Annotated in this window: 21 protein-coding genes and 1 pseudogene; 15 read left to right on the forward strand and 7 right to left on the reverse strand. The window is 71.8% G+C overall.

The window, feature by feature from the left end; translation table 11 throughout:
• The first annotated feature begins 32 nt into the window (after positions 1 to 32).
• Together ACFHVL_RS17460 and ACFHVL_RS17465 are read left to right on the forward strand one after the other, a co-directional pair.
• A complete protein-coding gene (locus ACFHVL_RS17460; protein WP_416629078.1) occupies positions 33 to 923 on the forward strand; it encodes a ribokinase in 891 nt (296 codons plus the stop codon).
• 64 nt (positions 924 to 987) lie between these two features.
• A complete protein-coding gene (locus tag ACFHVL_RS17465; protein WP_416629079.1) occupies positions 988 to 1,395 on the forward strand; it encodes a YccF domain-containing protein in 408 nt (135 codons plus the stop codon).
• Here ACFHVL_RS17465 and ACFHVL_RS17470 read toward each other — a convergent pair.
• From ACFHVL_RS17470 to ACFHVL_RS17480, 3 genes are all read right to left on the reverse strand, one after another.
• The gene (locus tag ACFHVL_RS17470) at positions 1,366 to 1,845 is read right to left on the reverse strand and encodes a DNA-binding protein (RefSeq protein ID WP_416629081.1); all 480 of its coding nucleotides are present in this window, start codon (positions 1,843 to 1,845) and stop codon (positions 1,366 to 1,368) included. The genes ACFHVL_RS17465 and ACFHVL_RS17470 overlap by 30 nt on opposite strands.
• Positions 1,846 to 1,937: 92 nt before the next feature.
• Positions 1,938 to 2,447 carry a hypothetical protein gene (locus tag ACFHVL_RS17475; RefSeq protein ID WP_416629082.1) on the reverse strand — a complete coding sequence of 170 codons (510 nt, stop codon included), beginning with the start codon at positions 2,445 to 2,447 and terminating at the stop codon, positions 1,938 to 1,940.
• Between the two features lie 23 nt (positions 2,448 to 2,470).
• Positions 2,471 to 3,274 (reverse strand): hypothetical protein, encoded by an 804-nt coding sequence (locus ACFHVL_RS17480; protein ID WP_416629083.1) that lies wholly within the window; start codon positions 3,272 to 3,274, stop codon positions 2,471 to 2,473.
• 126 nt (positions 3,275 to 3,400) lie between these two features.
• Here ACFHVL_RS17480 and ACFHVL_RS17485 point away from each other — a divergent pair, with 126 nt between their 5' ends.
• Positions 3,401 to 3,961, forward strand: a complete 561-nt coding sequence (locus ACFHVL_RS17485; protein WP_416629084.1) for a hypothetical protein — start codon at positions 3,401 to 3,403, stop codon at positions 3,959 to 3,961.
• Positions 3,958 to 5,619 carry a PrsW family intramembrane metalloprotease gene (locus ACFHVL_RS17490; protein ID WP_416629085.1) on the forward strand — a complete coding sequence of 554 codons (1,662 nt, stop codon included), beginning with the start codon at positions 3,958 to 3,960 and terminating at the stop codon, positions 5,617 to 5,619. The genes ACFHVL_RS17485 and ACFHVL_RS17490 overlap by 4 nt, the downstream gene beginning before the upstream one ends.
• A gap of 90 nt (positions 5,620 to 5,709) precedes the next feature.
• Here ACFHVL_RS17490 and ACFHVL_RS17495 read toward each other — a convergent pair.
• A pseudogene (locus tag ACFHVL_RS17495) lies at positions 5,710 to 6,138 on the reverse strand (DUF6232 family protein); the annotation flags it as partial.
• Between the two features lie 94 nt (positions 6,139 to 6,232).
• Between ACFHVL_RS17495 and ACFHVL_RS17500 the strand changes: the two are divergent.
• The 4 genes from ACFHVL_RS17500 to ACFHVL_RS17515 all read left to right on the forward strand — a co-directional run bounded on the left by ACFHVL_RS17500 (position 6,233) and on the right by ACFHVL_RS17515 (position 10,678).
• Complete coding sequence (locus tag ACFHVL_RS17500; protein ID WP_416629086.1) at positions 6,233 to 7,006, forward strand: enoyl-CoA hydratase/isomerase family protein; 774 nt, start codon at positions 6,233 to 6,235, stop codon at positions 7,004 to 7,006.
• Between the two features lie 81 nt (positions 7,007 to 7,087).
• Positions 7,088 to 8,710, forward strand: coding sequence for an acetolactate synthase (locus tag ACFHVL_RS17505; protein ID WP_416629087.1), 1,623 nt, complete (start codon positions 7,088 to 7,090; stop codon positions 8,708 to 8,710).
• Between the two features lie 130 nt (positions 8,711 to 8,840).
• The gene (locus ACFHVL_RS17510) at positions 8,841 to 9,869 is read left to right on the forward strand and encodes an ATP-binding cassette domain-containing protein (RefSeq protein ID WP_416629088.1); all 1,029 of its coding nucleotides are present in this window, start codon (positions 8,841 to 8,843) and stop codon (positions 9,867 to 9,869) included.
• Positions 9,863 to 10,678, forward strand: coding sequence for an ABC transporter permease (locus tag ACFHVL_RS17515; RefSeq protein WP_416629136.1), 816 nt, complete (start codon positions 9,863 to 9,865; stop codon positions 10,676 to 10,678). Before ACFHVL_RS17510 ends, ACFHVL_RS17515 begins: the two co-directional genes overlap by 7 nt.
• A 45-nt stretch (positions 10,679 to 10,723) precedes the next feature.
• Here ACFHVL_RS17515 and ACFHVL_RS17520 read toward each other — a convergent pair whose 3' ends face one another.
• From ACFHVL_RS17520 to ACFHVL_RS17530, 3 genes are read right to left on the reverse strand one after another with little or no spacing between them, the layout of a single operon-like run.
• Complete coding sequence (locus ACFHVL_RS17520) at positions 10,724 to 11,176, reverse strand: PLD nuclease N-terminal domain-containing protein (protein ID WP_416629091.1); 453 nt, start codon at positions 11,174 to 11,176, stop codon at positions 10,724 to 10,726.
• A gap of 36 nt (positions 11,177 to 11,212) precedes the next feature.
• A complete protein-coding gene (locus ACFHVL_RS17525; RefSeq protein ID WP_416629093.1) occupies positions 11,213 to 11,557 on the reverse strand; it encodes a DUF202 domain-containing protein in 345 nt (114 codons plus the stop codon).
• Complete coding sequence (locus ACFHVL_RS17530; protein ID WP_416629095.1) at positions 11,550 to 11,939, reverse strand: YidH family protein; 390 nt, start codon at positions 11,937 to 11,939, stop codon at positions 11,550 to 11,552. The genes ACFHVL_RS17525 and ACFHVL_RS17530 overlap by 8 nt, the downstream gene beginning before the upstream one ends.
• Positions 11,940 to 11,972: 33 nt before the next feature.
• Between ACFHVL_RS17530 and ACFHVL_RS17535 the strand changes: the two genes are divergently transcribed.
• The 7 genes from ACFHVL_RS17535 (at position 11,973) to ACFHVL_RS17565 (ending at position 18,422) form a co-directional block, all read left to right on the forward strand.
• Positions 11,973 to 12,377 (forward strand): hypothetical protein, encoded by a 405-nt coding sequence (locus ACFHVL_RS17535; RefSeq protein ID WP_416629096.1) that lies wholly within the window; start codon positions 11,973 to 11,975, stop codon positions 12,375 to 12,377.
• Positions 12,378 to 12,588: 211 nt separating this feature from the next.
• Positions 12,589 to 13,368: an electron transfer flavoprotein subunit beta/FixA family protein gene (locus ACFHVL_RS17540; RefSeq protein WP_416629098.1), complete on the forward strand. Its 780-nt coding sequence runs from the start codon at positions 12,589 to 12,591 to the stop codon at positions 13,366 to 13,368.
• A 14-nt stretch (positions 13,369 to 13,382) separates the two neighbouring features.
• On the forward strand, positions 13,383 to 14,345 hold the full coding sequence (locus tag ACFHVL_RS17545) for an electron transfer flavoprotein subunit alpha/FixB family protein (protein WP_416629099.1): 963 nt from the start codon (positions 13,383 to 13,385) through the stop codon (positions 14,343 to 14,345).
• Between the two features lie 309 nt (positions 14,346 to 14,654).
• Positions 14,655 to 15,863 (forward strand): cysteine desulfurase family protein, encoded by a 1,209-nt coding sequence (locus ACFHVL_RS17550; protein WP_416629137.1) that lies wholly within the window; start codon positions 14,655 to 14,657, stop codon positions 15,861 to 15,863.
• Between the two features lie 68 nt (positions 15,864 to 15,931).
• Positions 15,932 to 17,005, forward strand: a complete 1,074-nt coding sequence (gene mnmA / locus ACFHVL_RS17555) for a tRNA 2-thiouridine(34) synthase MnmA (RefSeq protein ID WP_416629100.1) — start codon at positions 15,932 to 15,934, stop codon at positions 17,003 to 17,005.
• 123 nt (positions 17,006 to 17,128) lie between these two features.
• Positions 17,129 to 18,211, forward strand: a complete 1,083-nt coding sequence (locus ACFHVL_RS17560; RefSeq protein ID WP_416629102.1) for a methionine synthase — start codon at positions 17,129 to 17,131, stop codon at positions 18,209 to 18,211.
• A 49-nt stretch (positions 18,212 to 18,260) separates the two neighbouring features.
• Positions 18,261 to 18,422, forward strand: a complete 162-nt coding sequence (locus ACFHVL_RS17565; protein WP_416629104.1) for a hypothetical protein — start codon at positions 18,261 to 18,263, stop codon at positions 18,420 to 18,422.
• Positions 18,423 to 18,442: the final 20 nt, after the last annotated feature.

The following is an 18,442-nucleotide window of genomic DNA, read 5'->3' on the forward strand; positions in this document are numbered from 1 at the left end:
CGACCGCCCGCGCCCGCCCGATTGGAGAACCCGTGACACGCCCGCGGATCGCGGTGGTGGGCAGCGCGAACATGGACCTGGTGGCGACCACGCCCCGCCTGCCGCTGCCGGGGGAGACCCTGCTCGGCAGCGACTTCGTCATGGTTCCCGGCGGCAAGGGCGCCAACCAGGCGATCGCCGCGGCCCGCGCCGGCGGGGACTGCGTCTTCCTCGGCGCGGTCGGATCGGACGCGTTCGGGGTCACCCTCACCGGGCGGATCGCCCGGTCCGGCGTGGATACCGGTCAGCTGCGGGTGGTGTACGGGTCGTCCGGTGTCGCGGTCGTGATGGTCAACACGGCCGGGGAGAACGCGATCGTCGTGACGCCGGGTGCCAACGCGGCGTTGCATGGGCTCACCGAGCCGGAGCTGGCGGCGATCCGGGCGGCCGACGTACTGGTGGCGCAGCTGGAGATCCCGTTGGGAACGGTGCTGGCGGCCGCGTCGGCGGCCCGCGAGGCGGGCACCCGGGTGGTGCTCAACGCCGCGCCCGCCCGCCAGCTGCCAGCCGAGTTGCTGGACGCGGTGGACCTGCTGGTGGTCAACGAGGTGGAGGCGCGGGCGATCGTCGGCGCCGGGCGGGAGAACCCGGCGGCGCTGCTGTCGGTGGTACGCCGAGCGGTGCTCACCCTGGGCGCGGAGGGCGCCTGGTTCGTCGACCGCGACGGTACGGTGCAGCACGCGCCGGCGTTCGCGGTGGAGGCGGTGGACACGACCGCGGCGGGGGACGCCTTCACCGGGGCGCTGGCGGTGGCCTGGGGGGAGGGCCGGGAGCTGGTCGAAGCGGTCCGCTGGGCGTCGGCCGCCGGGGCGGCGTGCGTACGCCGGTTGGGCGCGTCGGTGTCACTGCCGGACCGGGCCGAGATCGACGCGTTGGCCGGCTGAACCAGGTCGCCGTGGTTGGCCGATTGCCCGGCGGGCAGTGGCGCGGGTGCGCGATCATCGAGACATGCGAGTCATTCTCAACCTGCTCTGGCTCATCTTCGGCGGCGGCATCGTGCTCGGCCTCGCGTACGGGTTGGCGGCGCTGATCTGCTTCGCGCTGATCGTCACTATCCCGTTCGGGGTGGCGTCGTTGCGGTTGGCCTACTACTCCCTGTGGCCGTTCGGCCGGACGCTGGTGGCCAAGCCCGGGGCTGGGATCGGCTCCGGGTTGGCGAACATCCTCTGGGTGGTGCTGGCCGGTTGGTGGCTGGCGCTCACCCACATCGTCACCGGTTTCACCCTCTGCCTGACGATCATCGGTATCCCGTTCGGCATCGCCAACTTCAAGCTGGTCCCGGCGGCGTTCTGGCCGTTGGGTCGCGAGGTGGTCGACGTCGAGGACCTACGCCGTCCCGGCCTGGTCCGCGTCTGACGTCGTCGCGGTCTCCCGCGCGCCGAGCGCAGCGGGCGGGACGCTACGGCCGGAGAGCCGTTCGTAGCGTTGCCGCGCGGCCTGGGCGGTGCCCAGGCCGAGCCCGAAGGCGATCACCTGCCAGGTGAGGCCCCGTTGCCGGGCGGTCTCCAGCAAGCCCAACTCGACCGCGTCGAGGTCGGCCCGGACCGGTGCGATCAGCGTCAGCGCCGCGAGCAGGTCGGTCTGGTCGAGCGGCGGCTCGTCCGTCTCGGCCGCCGCGCCGCCGACGGCCAGGGCCAGCACCAGCCGGACGGTTTCGTACGGATCGACCATCTCGGCGTGCAGGTGGCGGTGCCGCCGGGTGGGTGTGTCGGCGTGCCGCTCGGCGATCCGCGCCAGCGCGGCGTGCGTGCGGTGTGCCCGGGACCGGGCCGCGTCGGGCGGGACGAACGAGTCGTCGACAGTCATGCCCCGATCCAATCACTCGCATCTCCGGTTGTCAACTGACTGTTTTCAACAAGCTGTTTAAGGTCTTGCTTGCTCGTCTGTTGCTGGACTTGTCAGGTCGTGAACGCCACCAGGTAACCGGTCACCTCGTCCGGCCGGTCGAGATCCAGCAACAGGCTGCGGAACACGCCGTCGACCGGCTCGGACAACTGCTCGACGCCGGACACCGTCACCGCCTGGTCCGGGCGCCAGGTGTCACTTGTCGAGTGTGCGGTGTCGCGAACCGCCCGCAGACCCGGCTCCGGCTGCGGGAAACCGCTGTCGGCCAGGAACCGGGGGAGCTCACCGGCCGGGAACCGGAACATCGCCGTCAGATGCCAGTCCAGTGCGCTCTGGAACGATGTCGACAGCAGCACCGTTCCCGGCGGCAGCCGTACCTTGGCATTGGCCTCGACCTCGGCGGCGCTCAACGTCCGCGCCGTCCGGTCGGCGGCGGGGTCACCGCCGCGCTCGACGGCCTGCCCGGCCGCGCCGCCCGCCACCGCGCCGCATCCACTGAGCGCCAAGACCGCCGTCAGCGCCGCGGCCACCACCACGACAAGCCCGGATCCTTTGGTACGCATGCCGCGAATGCTAGGCCGTTCGGTCAATCCGCCGCCGGCGGAACCTGCTCGTCCTCGCCGAGCCGGTCGGCTCCGCGCCGACGCAGCATGCGCAGCCCGGGGATCCCGGCGACCGCCAGCTTCAGATCCCGGGTCACCTCCAGCAGGCTGTGGATGTCCGGGCCGACCCGGTCCAGAGTGGCCAGGATCGGCAGTACGTCGGACTGCATGTGTCGGGTCAGCCGGGGCAGCTCGTCCACCAGCTTGACCGCCGCGTCGACCTCGTCTTCGCTGAGCTGCTCGACGAAATGCCGGGCCATCGGCGCACCGCGTCGCAGTGTCGGCTCGTACTCACCGAGGAGTTCGGCGGAGCGCCCGGCGATCTGCTCGCTGCGCTCGACCACCCGGCTCGCGCCGAGCGCCACCCGGTCGGCATCGGTCAGCAACGTCTCCGCGGCCGCCGCCACCCGGGTCGCCGCCGCCACCGCCGTGGTGGCAGCCGTGGCGATCGTCTCCACCCGGCGGGTCGCCTCCTCCGTCTCGTTGACCACCCGCGCACTGCGGTCGAGCAGCACCTCGACCCGGTCCACCACCGTGCCGACCCGCTGCACCAACGCCTCGATCTCGTCCAGTACGGCGAACGCCCGCGCCGGCACCGCCGCGTACCCGGCGGCCAACCGACCCAGCTGTGACGTGACCTGGCCGGCCTGACCGGTCGCCCGGCCGGCTACCCCGGTGACGGTGTCGGTGACCTGCCCGGCAACCCCGGACACGGTGTCGGTGACCTGACCGGCCGCCGACCGGGTGAACGCGAGGAGGTTTGCCGGAGTCGGCAGCGGAAGTGGCATCCACTCATTGTGCGGCCAGTCGGCCACCGCCGCCCGGTTCCCCGCCGCTGGCACCGGTCTGGCACTGTGGAACACCCCGACGACGCGATCCGACTCGGGCGGTCGTCCGAGAGGAGCCATGGTCAGGTGGACAAGGGCTGGCGGAACGCTCTCGCCGGGGTCGGTGTGCTGGTCGGGCTGGTCATGATGCTGTGCCTGCCCGGGTTCGTCGCGCTCGCCCTGCCCGACGACGGTCCGCGACTGACCGACCGGCTCGACGTCGGCTACGGCGTGTCCATCGAGCCGCCCACCGACGCCAGGCTCACCGTCGAATCCCGGCCCGGCTCCGGGGACGTCGCAATCGATGTCGGCGACGGCGTGGAGCTGGCCCTGACCGCCCGGCGGTTCGTCGGCGAGCCACAGACCTTCATCGACCACGCCATCGAACGGCTGAGCTGGGACGTGCTCGACCCGTCCGCCGAACTCGAGCGGGTGCGGTTGCCCGGCTCCGGCTTCGTCGGGGTCCGGCAGGACCTGCCCGACTGGTTCGACGACGGATTCGGCGGCTGCCTCACCGTCGTCGCGGCTGGCCCGGCGAGCGGGCGAACCGGCGTGACCGCCACGGTTGTCGGGGTGGCCGACTGCGCCGCCGTGCCCCCTGCGGTGCAGCGCGCGATCGACAGTCTGCGTACTGAGGAGTCGCCGTGACGAGCCCGGCCTGGACCCCGGTGCGGGTCCCCAGCTTCTGGCTGCTGACCGGCACCGTCGGCTTCACCAGCCTGGGGCTGATCGTGTTCCTGCTGTTCCTGGCCTTCACCACACCGCTGTCGGCGCTGGTGGCGCTCCCGCTGGTCGCCGCGTACACGGTGGCCGTGCTGTTGGTCGTCCGGTCGATCGATCAGCTGGCCCGGCGACCCTGGTGGCTGGTGGCGCTGGCCTTCGGCTGGGGCGCCACCGTCTCGGTGGCCGTCGGCGCCGGTTCGAGCTGGTTCCTGGACGACATTCTCGCCAAGACCGTCTCGCCGTGGTTCGCCGCGCTGTGGGGCGCGGCACTGGTCGCCCCGACGGCCGAGGAGTTGGCCAAGGGCGCGGGGGTGCTGCTGCTCTTCCTCGCCGCCCGCCCACACCTGCGGACCGTCTTCGCCGGCGCTGTCTACGGCGCGATCGTCGGGGTCGGGTTCGCCGCCGTCGAGGACCTCGGCTACGCCCTGATCGCGGCCGACGATCCGCTGCCCGACGACGTGTCCGCCGCCGCCTCGATGGTGGTGCTGCGAGCGCTGGTGCCCGGAGTGGCCGGCCATGCGCTGTTCACCGCGACGTTCGGCGCCGGCGTCACCTACCTGCTGCTGCGGTCCGACCGGAGCATGGCCCGGCGGGTCGGCGTGCTGGTCGCCGCGATCGGGCTCTCCTGGCTGACGCACGCCGCGGTGAACGCGCCGTTCGCGCTGGCCGTCCCGACCTGGCCGCAGCCCGCCGGCGACCTCGCCGGCTACCTGCTGATCGTCTGGGTGCCTACCGCGGCGGCGGTGTGGTGGCTGGCCCGGCTGCGCCGGGTCGAGATCCGTCAGGCCGTTCGACGCCTGGTGAGCGCCGAGCCGCCGGCGGCGACGGAATCCGAGGCTCAGGCGCTGACCGGCTACGTGGACCGGGCGCGGGTGCGCCGGCTGGTCCGCGATGGGGTGGCACCGGCGACCCGCGCAGCGGCCGGCCGGGCGGTACGCGAGGTGCAGCGCGCGCTGCTGGCGTTGGCCGATGAGATGACCCGCCCCGCCGCCGCAGCGGCACCTGCGGCGGCCCCGGTGGTGCTGTTGCATGCAACCGCACTGCCGCCGTACCCGGCACTGCCGGTCTATCCCACCGCGTTGCCGGTCTATCCGGCCGGGCCGGGCGAGTGGCCGGCTCCGCTGACCGGTCAGCCGGCGGTGCCGGCCTATCCGGGTTACCCGGCTCGTCCGGGCTGGTACCCGGGCTACCCGCCGTATCCGCCGCCGGGCTACCCGCCAGTCGCGCCGCCGCCCGCGCAGCCGAGCCCGCTGGAGCAGGCGCGCACCAGGCTGGAGCGGGCGCGTACCGCCCTGCGTGAGGTCGCCGGGGACGACCAGCTGCCAGAGATGCCGGCCCGGCCCGACACCGGCCTGCGCCCGGTCGCTCTCGTGGCCGTGCTGCTGCTGGGAGCGGCCGGCGTGTTCCACTGGGCGGCTGCACTGACGGCGGTCGTGCTCGCCGTGGCCTGGTTGATCAGGTCACGGGTTACCGGCAGGGCGGTACGCCCGGTCGATCTGGCGGCCACCGCCGTAGCCGTGGCCAGTCTGCACCTGTGGGCGGCGAGCCTGCTGGCGGTGGCGTTGTTCGCGCACGAGTTCTGAGGTGCCGGCGGGCAGCCGGGCACGGTCGCGCGCCGGTGCGCTCGTCTCGGCGAGGGCCTCGGCGTCCAGCGCGGCCTCGACCGCGCGCCGTAGCGCCCGGTGGATGCGGCCCATCCGCAGCGCGTCGCGGCTGGACACCAACAGCACCGGAGTGCCCCGCACCTCCGCCCAGAGTTCGAGCAGATGCGCGCCCCGGTCGTACGAGTCGTCGAGCAGGCCGAGCAGCAGGTCGGCCAAGGGCACGATGACAAGTCCGACGAGGATGGAACCGCCGATCAGCGTGATCGTGACCGTCGGCGAGGCGCTGATGGTCAACGCCGTGACGAGGCCGAGGATCGCGGTGACCACTGGCGCGAGGAAGGCGACCCCGACCATCCCCCGGCCAGCCAGGGCACTCCACGATCGGGCACCGCGCCGCTGCCAGATCCGGTGCAGGTCGGTGAGCGGATGTCGTTGCTGGTCCACCCGGATCTCAGCAGAGGTTATGTGTACCGATTTGTCATCGTAGTAGGTAGTCAACCGGCTGCCCTCCTCACGTTGTGGATCACGTTACCCACTCTCTGGCGTTGGCCGTAGGCTGTCTCACAACGCGACGTCAATGGGGAGGTCTGCCGTGTCCGAGCTGGTGCTGGTCGAGGTCGATGGTGGCATCGCCACCATCCGGCTCTCCCGACCGCCGATGAACGCGCTCAACGCCGAGGTACAGGAAGGGCTGCGATCGGCCGCCCGGACCATCTCCGACGACGAGCAGGTCCGCGCGGTCGTGGTCTACGGCGGAGAGAAGGTCTTCGCCGCCGGCGCCGACATCAAGGAGATGGCCGACATGTCGTACGTGGACATGTCGGCCCGGGCGGCGCAACTCTCCAGCGCCTTTGACGCGATCGCCCGGATCCCGAAGCCGGTGGTCGCCGCGATCACCGGTTACGCCCTCGGTGGCGGCTGTGAGCTGGCACTGGCCTGCGACTGGCGGGTCGTCGCCGAGGACGCGAAACTTGGCCAGCCGGAGATCAAGCTCGGCGTCATCCCCGGTGCCGGCGGCACCCAGCGGCTGGCCCGCCTGGTCGGTCCGGCCCGGGCCAAGGACATCATCCTGACCGGCCGGATGGTCGACGCCGACGAGGCGCAGCGGATCGGCCTGGTCGACCTCGTCGTGCCGGCCGACCAGGTGTACGCGGCGGCGCTCGATCTCGTCCGCCCGTTCGTCGGCGGCCCGGCGCAGGCGGTGAAGGCGGCGAAGCTGGCGATCGACGGTGGCCTGGAGATGGACCTGGCGTCCGGGTTGGCCTGGGAGAGCCAGCTGTTCGCCGGCCTGTTCGCCACCGACGACCGCACCGAGGGGATGACGGCCTTCGTTGCCAAGCGTAAGCCCGACTTCACCGGCCGCTGAGATCCCAGGGCTAAGTGACTGGGCGGTAACCTACTTGGGGTGGGCCGACCGGCTGGCCCGCTCGATGGGAGGAGACCGACGATGACGGAGCGGATCGAGGGTCACGGCGGAGCGCTCACCCTGGCCGCCGCGCGGGCGTACGGCGTACGTGAGCTGTTCACCCTCTCCGGCGGGCACCTCTTCCCGCTCTACGACGCGGCGCACTCCACCGGCTTGCCGATCTACGACGTGCGGCACGAACAGACCGCCGTGTTCGCCGCCGAGGCGGTCGCCAAGTTGCAGCGCCGCCCAGGGCTGGCGGCACTGACCGCCGGGCCCGGCGTCACCAACGGCATCTCCGGTCTGACCAGCGCCTTCTTCAACGCCGCGCCAGTGCTGGTGGTGGGCGGGCGGGCACCGGCGTTCCGGTGGGGTTCGGGCAGCCTGCAGGAGATCGACCACGTGCCGCTGGTCGCACCGGTCACCAAACACGCGGCCACGGTGACCTCGACCGACGACGTGCCGGCGGCGGTCGCCGCCGCGTTGACCGCGGCACTCACCCCGCACCGGGGCCCGGCCTTTCTCGACCTGCCGCTGGAAGTGATCTTCTCGACCGGCGAGGTCGTCGCGCCCACGCCCGACGCGGTCCCGGTGATCGAGCCTGACCCGGACGACGTCGGCGCGGCGGCCCGGTTGATCGCCGCCGCCGAACGCCCGGTGATCATCGCCGGATCCGACGTGTACGCGGCCGACGCCATCGCCGCACTGCGGGAGGCAGCGGAGGCGTTGCGGGTGCCGGTCTTCACGAACGGAATGGGGCGCGGCGCACTTCCGCCGGGCCATCCGCTGTCGTTCGCGAAGGCACGCCGGGTCGCCCTCGGCGGTGCCGACGTGGTCGTGGTGATCGGCACGCCACTGGACTTCCGCCTCGGCTTCGGTGACTTCGGCGCCGCCCAGGTGGTGCACGTCGTCGACGCGCCGAGCCAGCGGGCGACGCACGTACAGCCGGCCGTCTCACCCGCCGGCGACCTGCGGTTGATCCTGTCCGCGTTGGCCGACCACCCGGGCGAGCGCAACGACCACGCCGACTGGCTGGCGGAGCTGCGCGTCGCCGAGGACAAGGCCAAGGCCCGGGACGCGGTCGAACTGGCCGCCGACACCGACCCGATCCGCCCGGGGCGGATCTACGGCGAGCTGCGGGCGGTGTTGGACCCGGACGCCGTGACGATCGGCGACGGCGGCGACTTCGTCTCCTACGCCGGCCGCTACCTGGAGCCGGCGGTGCCCGGCAGCTGGCTCGACCCTGGGCCGTACGGCTGTCTCGGCACCGGCATGGGCTACGCGATGGGTGCCCGACTGACCTACCCTGACCGGCAGGTCTGCGTCCTGATGGGCGACGGCGCGGCCGGGTTCTCGCTGATGGACGTCGAGTCGCTGGCCCGGCAGAAGTTGCCGGTGGTGATCGTGGTCGGCAACAACGGCATCTGGGGTCTGGAGAAGCACCCGATGCGCGCCATGTACGGCTACGATGTCGCCGCCGATCTGCAGCCGGGACTGCGTTACGACGAGATCGTCGGTGCGCTCGGCGGTGCCGGGGAGACCGTCCGGCGGGCCGGGGACATCGGTGCCGCGTTGCGACGGGCTTTCGACGCCGGGGTTCCGTACCTGGTCAACGTGCTGACCGACCCCGACGACGCCTACCCGCGTTCGTCGAACCTGGCCTGAATCGCGGGTCTCAGGCCTGGTCCGAGCCGCAGGTTGTCGGGTCGCCGACCCGAGCGGGTCGGCAATTGCTTGGCAAAATGTCGGCCCCGTCGTTCATTGTGGTGTGCACAGACGAACGACAGGAGCGGAGATGTCGCACGCGATCTGGGCCGAAGGGCTGGTCAAGCGCTTCGGTTCCACCACCGCGCTGGCCGGGGTGGATCTCGCGGTACGCCCCGGCACCGTGTTCGGGCTGCTCGGGCCCAACGGTGCGGGCAAGACCACCGCGGTCCGGGTGCTCGCCACCCTGCTGCACCCGGACGCCGGGCACGCCCGCGTCCAGGGCTTCGACGTGGTCCGCCAAGCCCATCAGGTCCGCCAGCTGATCGGCCTGACCGGGCAGTACGCCTCGGTCGACGAGACGTTGACCGGTGTCGAGAACCTGGTGATGATCGGCCGGCTGCTCGACCTGTCCCGGCCGGATGCCCGGTCCCGGGCCCGCCAACTGCTGGCCGAGTTCCATCTGACCGACGCCGCCGACCGGGCGGCGAAGACGTACTCCGGCGGTATGCGCCGCCGGCTCGACCTGGCTGCCAGCCTGGTCGGTCGGCCCCAGGTGCTGTTTCTCGACGAGCCGACCACCGGTCTGGACCCGCGCAGCCGCAACGAGCTGTGGGAACTGGTCCGTGGGCTGGTCGCGACCGGTGTCACGGTGCTGCTGACCACCCAGTACCTCGAGGAGGCGGACCAGCTCGCCGACGAACTCGCTGTGGTGGACCACGGCCAGGTGATCGCCGGGGGCACCCCGGAGGAGCTGAAGGCCAAGACCGGCGCGCAGGTGCTGGCCGTACGGCCGACCGATCCGACGCAGCTGCCGATCGTGCTGGCCGCCCTGCGGGAGTTGTCCGGTCATGAGCCGGCGTTGGCGCAGACCACCGTGACGGTCAGTACCGCCGATCCGGAGCTGCTGCCGGCGGTGGTGCGCCGGCTCGACGACGCCGGCGTCCAGGTGGGTGAGCTGGCGCTGCGCAGCTCGAGCCTGGACGAGGTGTTCCTGTCGCTCACCGGCCATCGGGCCGAGCCGAGCGGCGCCGGCCCGGAGACCACCACCGGGCAGCGGCCGTCGGCTGGCTCCGGCCCGCAGCCCACCGCCACCGCCATGGGAGGGACCAAATCGTGACCGCTGTCACCACCGCGCCCGAGGTGTCGGGCCGGCAGACGTGGGTGAGCCCGGTCGCCGGGCTGCGGCACACCGGCACCCTGGCGTGGCGCAGCCTGGTGCAGATCAAGCACAACCCGATGGAGCTGCTGGACCTCAGCATCCAGCCGCTGATGTTCGTGCTGCTGTTCACCTACGTCTTCGGCGGGGCGATCGCCGGGTCGCCGGGGGATTATCTGACTTTCGCCCTGCCCGGCATCATCGTGCAGAACGCCCTCTTCGCTACGATGACCACCGGTTTCGGGCTGAACACCGACCTGACCAAGGGCGTTTTCGACCGGCTACGGTCGTTGCCGATCGCTCGATGGGCGCCGCTCGCCGGCCGGATTTCCGCCGATACGGTCAAGCAGGCCTGGTCCGTTTCGCTCCTGCTCGGCGTCGGGATGATCCTCGGCTTCCGAGTCAGCGGTGGCCTGCTCGGGCTGCTCGGTGCGTTCGCGCTGATCCTGGTCTTCACCCTGGCCGTGTCGTGGATCTCGGTCCTGGTCGGGCTCATGGTCAGCGAGCCGGAGAAGGTGCAGATCTTCGGCTTCATGGTGATCTTTCCGCTCAGCTTCACCAGCAACGCCTTCGTTCCGGCCGAGACGATGCCGGGCTGGCTCCAGGCATGGGTGGAGGTGAACCCGGTCACGATCCTCGCTGACGCGCTGCGTGGCCTGCTCGCTGGCACCGCTGCGGCGGGCCCGGTCGGCTACTCGTTGCTCTGGGCCGCCGGGATCGCGCTGGTCTTTGCCCCGCTGGCGTTGGCCCGGCTCAAGCGCCGAGTGTGATCACCACGCCGAGTGACCACCAGCAGGTTCGCCGGCCCGAGCGGATCACGGCTCGGGTCGGCGGTCCTCCCAGCCGCCGGTGTCCCGGCGGCGGGTCTCGTCCTCCCGGCGGGTCTCTTCCTCCCGGCGGATCTCTTCCTCTCGGCGGCGCAGATCCTCCTCCCACCGTTCGAAGAGTTCGCGGTCGCGCTTCGACTGCTCGGAGTCGAGGGCACGCAGGAACTCAGGGTCGTCGTCGGGGGCGGCGGGCCGGTTGCGTTTGGGTGGGGTCCCGGTCGGTCGGGCGGTGCCGCCGAGCGGTGGTGTGCTGCCGAAGCCGGGCCGGCGGCTGAGGAACCAGGCGACTGGTCCGAGGATGGGTAGCGCGATGATGACCGGCACCCAGAGGAAGCGCGGCAGGGCGCGGACGTCACCCTTCTCTGCCGACAGGCAGCTGATCAGCGCCACCGCCATGAGCACGACGTGGAGCATGAAAAGCAAGATGAACACGCGGGCCATCCCGCAATGATGCCCCGCCCGGCGGGATCAGCCTAGTCAGCCGAGGATCAGGATGGCTCCGAGGACGGCGTAACTGGCGGTGACCAGTCCCAACAGCGGAACTTCGCCACTGATCTGTCCAGCTGCCGGCCGGCGCGCACCGGTGGCCCGCCGGTACGCGTACCCGATCAGCGCGGCCCAGCCGACGACCGCGATCAGCCCGATGACTATGGCTGCGCCGCCCCGCTCGACGGCCAACCTTGCAGTCAACAGCACCACCAGGGTGAGTGAGAGCGCCGAGCGTCGCCAGGCCAGCCGGGTCCGCTCCGGCTGCAGCCCGGGGTCCCTGGGCGCCGCCGCCGGCCGGGTCACCGGGGACGGTGCCGCAGCCGGGTCAGCCACGGGAAGCCTCCACCAGCACCACGACGGTCAGCACGATGGCGCCGGCGCCGACGACGATGGCGAGGAACGCCGGAAAGCGTGAGGTGGGCAGGTCATGTCCGAGCCGCATCGCCCGTTCGGTACGTGCCCAGTGGTCCACCGCCCGCAGTGCCACGGTGCCGCCGAGTAGCAGCAGAGCCACCGCGAGTGCTTCCCGCAGGTGGGCGATGGAGAGCTCGGGCAGGAACTGCGCGATGGCCAGCCCGCCGGCCACCAGGGCCAGCGCGGTCCGGATCCAGGCCAGGAAGGTCCGCTCGTTGGCCAGCGAGAACCGGTAGTCGGGGGCGGTGCCGACCCCGCGTAGCTCCTGGGGGTCGAACCATTGGCGTAGCGCACTCCACACGCGGATGATTATCGACGGCTAGACTCACCCACTGTGGCCGAGCTGACCGATGACGAGCGAGACACGCTGAAGACAGGGGCCTTCGGGGCTGTCTACCTGGTGTCGAACGCCGATCCGGGGCTCTTCTCGATGGTCAAGGAGAGCTTCGCCGCATCCGATGCCTTCGCCGGCACCACCGGTTTGGTGAAGACCGTTCTGACCACCGGTGGGCTGCCCAAGTTGCCCCGGGACACGCCCGAGGCGGTGGAGGCTCTGGTCCTGCCGGCGCTGCGGAGGTCGGTGGCGATTCTCACCGCGAAGTCGCCGCACGACCTGGAGCAGTACCGGGCGACGGTGACCGGCGCGGCGGACCGGGTCGCGGGGGCTGCCTCCGGCGTCGACGCCGCCGAGACGGCGATCATCTCCAAGATCAAGCAGGCACTGGCAACACCGTCCTGACCTCCAACCGGTCGGATGTTGGTCCGCGCCGGTGGGTGGCCCAGGTCCGCCTGACGGGTCGGGTGGTGCCGTTTGGCCCTTGGCTACCAGCGGGTAACATGGGGCGTGGGACATTCCACACCGCTGCTCGGTTGACCGATCGTTAAGGAACGCGGCAGGCTGCGCCGAGAGCGGCAAGCAGCACCACCTACAGGAGGGGTGTCGAAGCGCGATGAACATCGTCGTACTCGTCAAGCAGGTGCCCGATTCCGGCGCGGAACGCGCGCTGAGCGATGCGGACAACACCGTCGACCGTGGGTCGGCCAACAACGTGATCAATGAGATGGACGAGTACGCGATCGAGGAGGCGCTGCGGCTGCGGGAGGCCAACGGCGGCGAGGTGACCGTCCTCACCATGGGGCCGGACCGGGCCGCCGAGTCGATCCGCAAGGCGCTGTCGATGGGACCGGACAAGGCCGTGCACGTCGTCGACGACGCGTTGCGTGGATCCTGCGCGGTCGCCACCTCCAAGGTCCTCGCCGCAGCCCTGCGTACCCTCGCCGCCGACCTCGTCCTCTGCGGCGCCGAGTCCACCGACGGCCGGGTCCAGGTCCTGCCGCACATGCTCGCCGAACGGCTCGGCATCGCCGCGCTGACCGGTGCCCGAAAGCTCACCGTCGACGGCACCACGCTGACGGTGGAACGGCAGAACGAAGAGGGCTACGAGGTGGTCACCGCGGCCACCCCGGCGGTCGTCTCGGTATGGGACACCATCAACGAGCCCCGGTACCCCTCGTTCAAGGGGATCATGGCGGCGAAGAAGAAGCCCGTACAGAGCCTGTCCCTGGCCGATCTGGGGGTCACCCCGGCCGAAGTCGGCTTCGACGGCGCCACCAGCGAGGTCGTCCAGCACCACAAGCGCCCGCCGCGCTCGGCCGGCGAGAAGGTCGTCGACGACGGTGACGCCGGCGCCCGGCTGGTCCAGTACCTGGCATCCGAGAAGTTCGTGTGAGCGGGGTGGATGAAATGACGGAAGTTCTCGTTGTCGTCGAGGCAACCAGTGAGTTCGGAGTCAAGAAGGTCACCCTCGAGTTGCTGACCCTGGCCCGTACGTTGGGCGGCGAGGTAGCCGCGGTGGTGCTCGGCGGGCCCGGCGCGGCCGCCGCGATGACCGACAAGCTCGGCGAGTACGGCGCCACCAAGGTGTACGCCGCCGAGAGCGAGGAGATCGACGGCTACCTGGTCGCCCCGAAGGTGACCGTACTGGCTGAGCTGATCGGCCGGGTCCAGCCCGGCGCGGTGCTGCTCGCCTCCTCCCAGGAGGGCAAGGAGATCGCCGGACGGCTCGCCGTACGGCTGGACAACGGCCTGCTCACCGACGTGGTCGACCTGGCCGCCGACGGTGTCGCGACCCAGGTCGCGTTCGCCGGTTCGACGATCGTGACGTCCCGGGTGACCCGCGGGCTGCCGCTGGTCACCCTGCGGCCCAACTCGGTGACGCCCGAGCCGGCGCCGGTCACCGCGCAGGTGGAGCAGTTGCAGGTGCAGATCGCCGACTCCGACAAGCTCGCCAAGGTCGTCGAGCGGGTCACCGAGCAGTCCGGTTCCCGTCCCGAGCTGACCGAGGCGTCGGTGGTCGTCTCCGGCGGGCGTGGCGTGGGCAGCGGCGACAACTTCAAGCTGGTCGAGGAGCTGGCCGACCTGCTCGGCGGCGCGGTCGGTGCCTCCCGGGCAGCGGTCGACTCCGGCTTCTACCCGCACCAGTTCCAGGTCGGGCAGACCGGCAAGACCGTCTCGCCGCAGCTCTACGTGGCGTTGGGCATCTCCGGGGCGATCCAGCACCGGGCCGGCATGCAGACCTCGAAGACCATCGTCGCGGTGAACAAGGACGGCGAGGCGCCGATCTTCGAACTCGCCGACTTCGGTGTCGTCGGTGACCTGTTCAAGGTGGTCCCGCAGGCCGCCGAGGAGATCCGCAAGCGTAAGTGACCGACCGTGCCGCCGTCCGGGCCGCGACCCCGCGCAAGGGTCCCGGCCCGGCTGGCGTACCACGGGTGTCTCAGCCGGGCAGGGACGCACCCGCAGCAGGCTGTTGCCGGAGTGCGTCGGATCGTCGTCGTACTTCTCGGCCGACACGTCGGCCAGCCGGGCATCGACCCGGACAGCGGCAAGTTCGACGTGCCGCCCAGGGTCGAACAGGGTCGGGGCCGGTACCGGTTCGGCCCCGGACTGGACACCGAGGTGCGTTGGTGGCGGCCTGTGCTGGCTCGGCGGACCCGGCGGATAGGCTTCCTGCTGATGGCCTACCTCGATCACGCTGCGACCACGCCGATGCTCGACGAGGCGGTGGAGACCTACGTCGCCACCGCTCGTCAGGTCGGCAACGCGTCGTCGCTGCATGCTCCCGGTCGGGCGGCCCGGCGTACGGTCGAGGAGGCGCGCGAACGGGTCGCCGCGGCCCTCGGGGCCCGCCCGTCAGAGGTCGTCTTCACCGCCGGGGGCACCGAGAGCGACAACCTCGCGGTCAAGGGAATCTTCTGGTCACGTACCGCCGCCGATCCGCGGCGACGCCGGGTTCTGGCCAGCGCGGTCGAGCACCATGCCGTGCTCGACGCCGTGCAGTGGCTCGCCGACCATGAGGGCGCCGAGGTGACCTGGCTGCCGGTGGATTCCACCGGCCGGGTCCTCGCCGACACGCTGCGGACCGCCATCGACACCGCCGACGACGAGCTCGCCCTGGTCACCGTGATGTGGGCGAACAACGAGGTCGGCACGATCCAGCCGGTGGCCGACTTCGCGGCGGTGGCCGCCCGGTCCGGCGTACCGCTGCACACCGATGCCGTTCAGGCGCTGGGCCAGGTGCCGGTCGACTTCGCGGCGAGCGGCGCCGCGGCGCTGACGATCAGCGGTCACAAGGTCGGTGGCCCGGCCGGCGTGGGCGCGCTGCTGCTCGGTCGGGACGTGGGCTGCGTCCCGCTGCTGCACGGCGGCGGCCAGGAGCGGGACGTACGCTCCGGCACCCTGGACACCGCCGGTATCGCCGCCTTCTCGGTCGCCGTGGAGGTCGCGGTCAAGCGTCAGGCCGAGCACGCCGCCCGGGTGGGCGCGTTGCGCGACGACCTGGTCAGGCGGGTACGTCAACTGGTGCCGGACGCGGTCTACAACGGTGACCCGGTCGACCGGCTGCCGGGAAACGCTCATTTCTCCTTCCCCGGCTGCGAAGGCGACGCGTTGTTGCTGCTGCTGGACGCGCAGGGGATCGCCTGTTCCACCGGATCGGCCTGTTCGGCCGGTGTGGCGCAGCCGTCGCACGTACTGCTGGCGATGGCCGCCGACGACGACCGGGCCCGGTCGTCGTTGCGGTTCAGTCTGGGTCACAGTTCGACGGCCGTCGAGGTCGACGCGTTGGCGGCGGCCCTGCCCGGCGCGGTGGAACGGGCCCGCCGGGCCGGCTCGGTCCGGGGTGCCCGGTCGGCGCCGGCGGCCAGCCGGACGGGCGCGGGCTAACCTCGACAGGAACGACTTTGGCGCGGACCTCGGCATCGCCGAACCGACGACGGGCAGGAGTGTGTGGGGTGCGGGTGTTGGCGGCGATGTCCGGCGGGGTCGACTCGGCGGTGGCCGCCGCACGGGCGGTGGCTGGCGGGCACGAGGTGACCGGCGTGCATCTGGCGCTGTCGCGCAACCCACAGACGTACCGCGCCGGTGCCCGGGGCTGCTGCACGATCGAGGACGCCCGGGACGCCCGGCGGGCCGCCGACGTCATCGGCATCCCGTTCTACGTGTGGGACATGGCTGAGCAGTTCCACGCCGACGTGGTGGACGACTTCGTCGCCGAGTACGCCGCCGGGCGTACCCCGAACCCCTGCCTGCGGTGTAACGAGAAGATCAAGTTCGCGGCGGTGCTGGACCGGGCGGTGGCGTTGGGGTTCGACGCGGTGGTCACCGGTCACCACGCCCGACTGGGCCCGGACGGTCTGCTGCGGCGTAGCGTCGACCTGGCCAAGGACCAGTCGTACGTGCTGGCGGTGCTCAACCGGGCGCAGCTGGATCGGGCGATGTTCCCGCTGGGCGACGCGACCAAGGCGCAGGTGCGGGTCGAGGCCGCCCAGCGCGGGTTGGCGGTGGCCGACAAGCCCGACTCGCACGACATCTGCTTCATCGCCGACGGGGACACCCGCCGGTTCCTGGCCGACCGCCTCGGCAGCGCCCCGGGCGACGTGGTCGACGCGACGACCGGTGCCGTGGTCGGCAACCACGATGGGGCGTACGCGTACACCGTCGGCCAGCGTCGGGGCCTCGCGCTCGGGGTGCCGGCACCGGACGGGCGGCCCCGCTACGTGCTGTCGATCACGCCGACCAGTAACACGGTGACGGTCGGTCCGGCCGAGGCACTCGACGTGACCACGGTTGCCGGGAAGCGTCCGGTGTGGATCGGCGGTGAGCTGCCGGACGGGCCGGTCGAGGTACTGCTGCAGGTGCGGGCGCACGGGTCGGTGGTGCCAGCGGTGGTCGAGGTGACCGACGACGGGTTGCGAGCCGAGTTGCATCAGCCGGTCCGTGGGGTGGCCGCCGGCCAGGCGATGGTGGTCTACCGCCCCGACCCGGCCGGCGATGTCGTGCTCGGCTCCGCCACCATCACCACCTGACCCCTCCAAGATCGCGACGATCTTGCGCTTATCGAGAGCATTTGCCCGAAATGTCCATCGATAAGTGCAAGATCGTCGCGATCTTCAGCGGTGGGTGGGTGCGAGTGGGTAGAGTCCGTGGCCGTGACCGACCCGAGTGAGCAGAGCGAGCCCAGTGGTGTGTGGCCGTGGCCGGTGGGTGCCGCCACCGGCATCGGATCGTTGCCCGGCACTGACATCGCCGAGGCGCAACGGATCGTGCTCGGCGAGTTGCCCGCGTTGCCGCACCTGCCGGAGCTGCCCGACCGGGGCGCGGGCGCGGAGATCATCGGTCGGGGCGCGACCTTCCTGGTGGACCTGCCGGTCGAGCTGTACGCCGGCCGCTGGCGGGTCGCCGCCCGGTCGGGACGCGACCTGCGGCACGCTCTGGACCTGCGCGAACGCGACCTCGACCAGTTGACTGAACAGGCCGACGGGTACGTCGGGCCGCTGAAACTGCAGGCGGCCGGGGCGTTCACCCTCGCCGCGAATCTCGATGTCGGGCTCGGCGGCCGACTGCTGCGCGACCACGGGGCGGTCCGTGATCTCGCCGACTCGCTCACCGAAGGCCTGCGTGGTCACCTCGCCGACGTGTCCCGCCGGGTGCCCGGCGCGCGGATCCTGCTCCAGCTCGACGAACCGTCCCTGCCGGCGGTGCTTGCCGGGATGGTCCGCACCGACAGCGGCCTGCACACCTACCGGTCGATCGCGGCCAGCACCGCCCGGGACCTGCTCGCCGCGATGATCGACCGGCTCGGCGTGCCGGTGGTGGTGCACTGCTGCGCACCGGGGGTGCCGCTGGCGCTGCTGCGGGCTGCCGGCGCCACCGCGGTCGCCGCCGACCTCGCCCTGCTGACCGATCTGGATCCGCTGGGCGAGGCGATCGACGCCGGGCTCGGGTTGTTCGCCGGGGCGGTCGCGGCCACCCCGCAGCCCCAGGCCGGTCCGACCGCCGCGGGGCAGGCCGACCCGCACACCCGGTCGCGACCCGGCGACGCGGCGCCGACCGCGGCGCAGGCGAGCGACGCGGTCCGTACCCTCTGGTCGAAGCTCGGCTTCCCGGCCGAGCAGGCCGCCACGCAGGTCGTGGTGACCCCGGCCTGCGGGCTGGCCGGGGCCACCCCGGAGTACGCGCGCGCCGCGCTCGCCGCCTGCCGCGACGCCGGCCGCCGCCTGTTCGAGCAGTAGCCCGACGGTTTGTCGCGCTGAGGCGATCCAGTCGTTACGGTTGGTGGTGATGAGCTATCGCGACGACAGTGACGACGACCCGGCGGCGGACCGGCCGGGCTGGTGGCGGATGTACCGCGGACTGATCGTCGCCGTGGCGGCCGTGGTCTTCGTGTTGTGTTTCCTCTGGTGCGCCGGAGTGGCCGTGTTCAACCTCGTCCAGGGCAGCTGACCACTGGGCGCTGCCAGCCC

This window comes from Micromonospora sp. LOL_023 (genome assembly GCF_048060115.1).
Lineage (GTDB): Bacteria > Actinomycetota > Actinomycetes > Mycobacteriales > Micromonosporaceae > Micromonospora_E.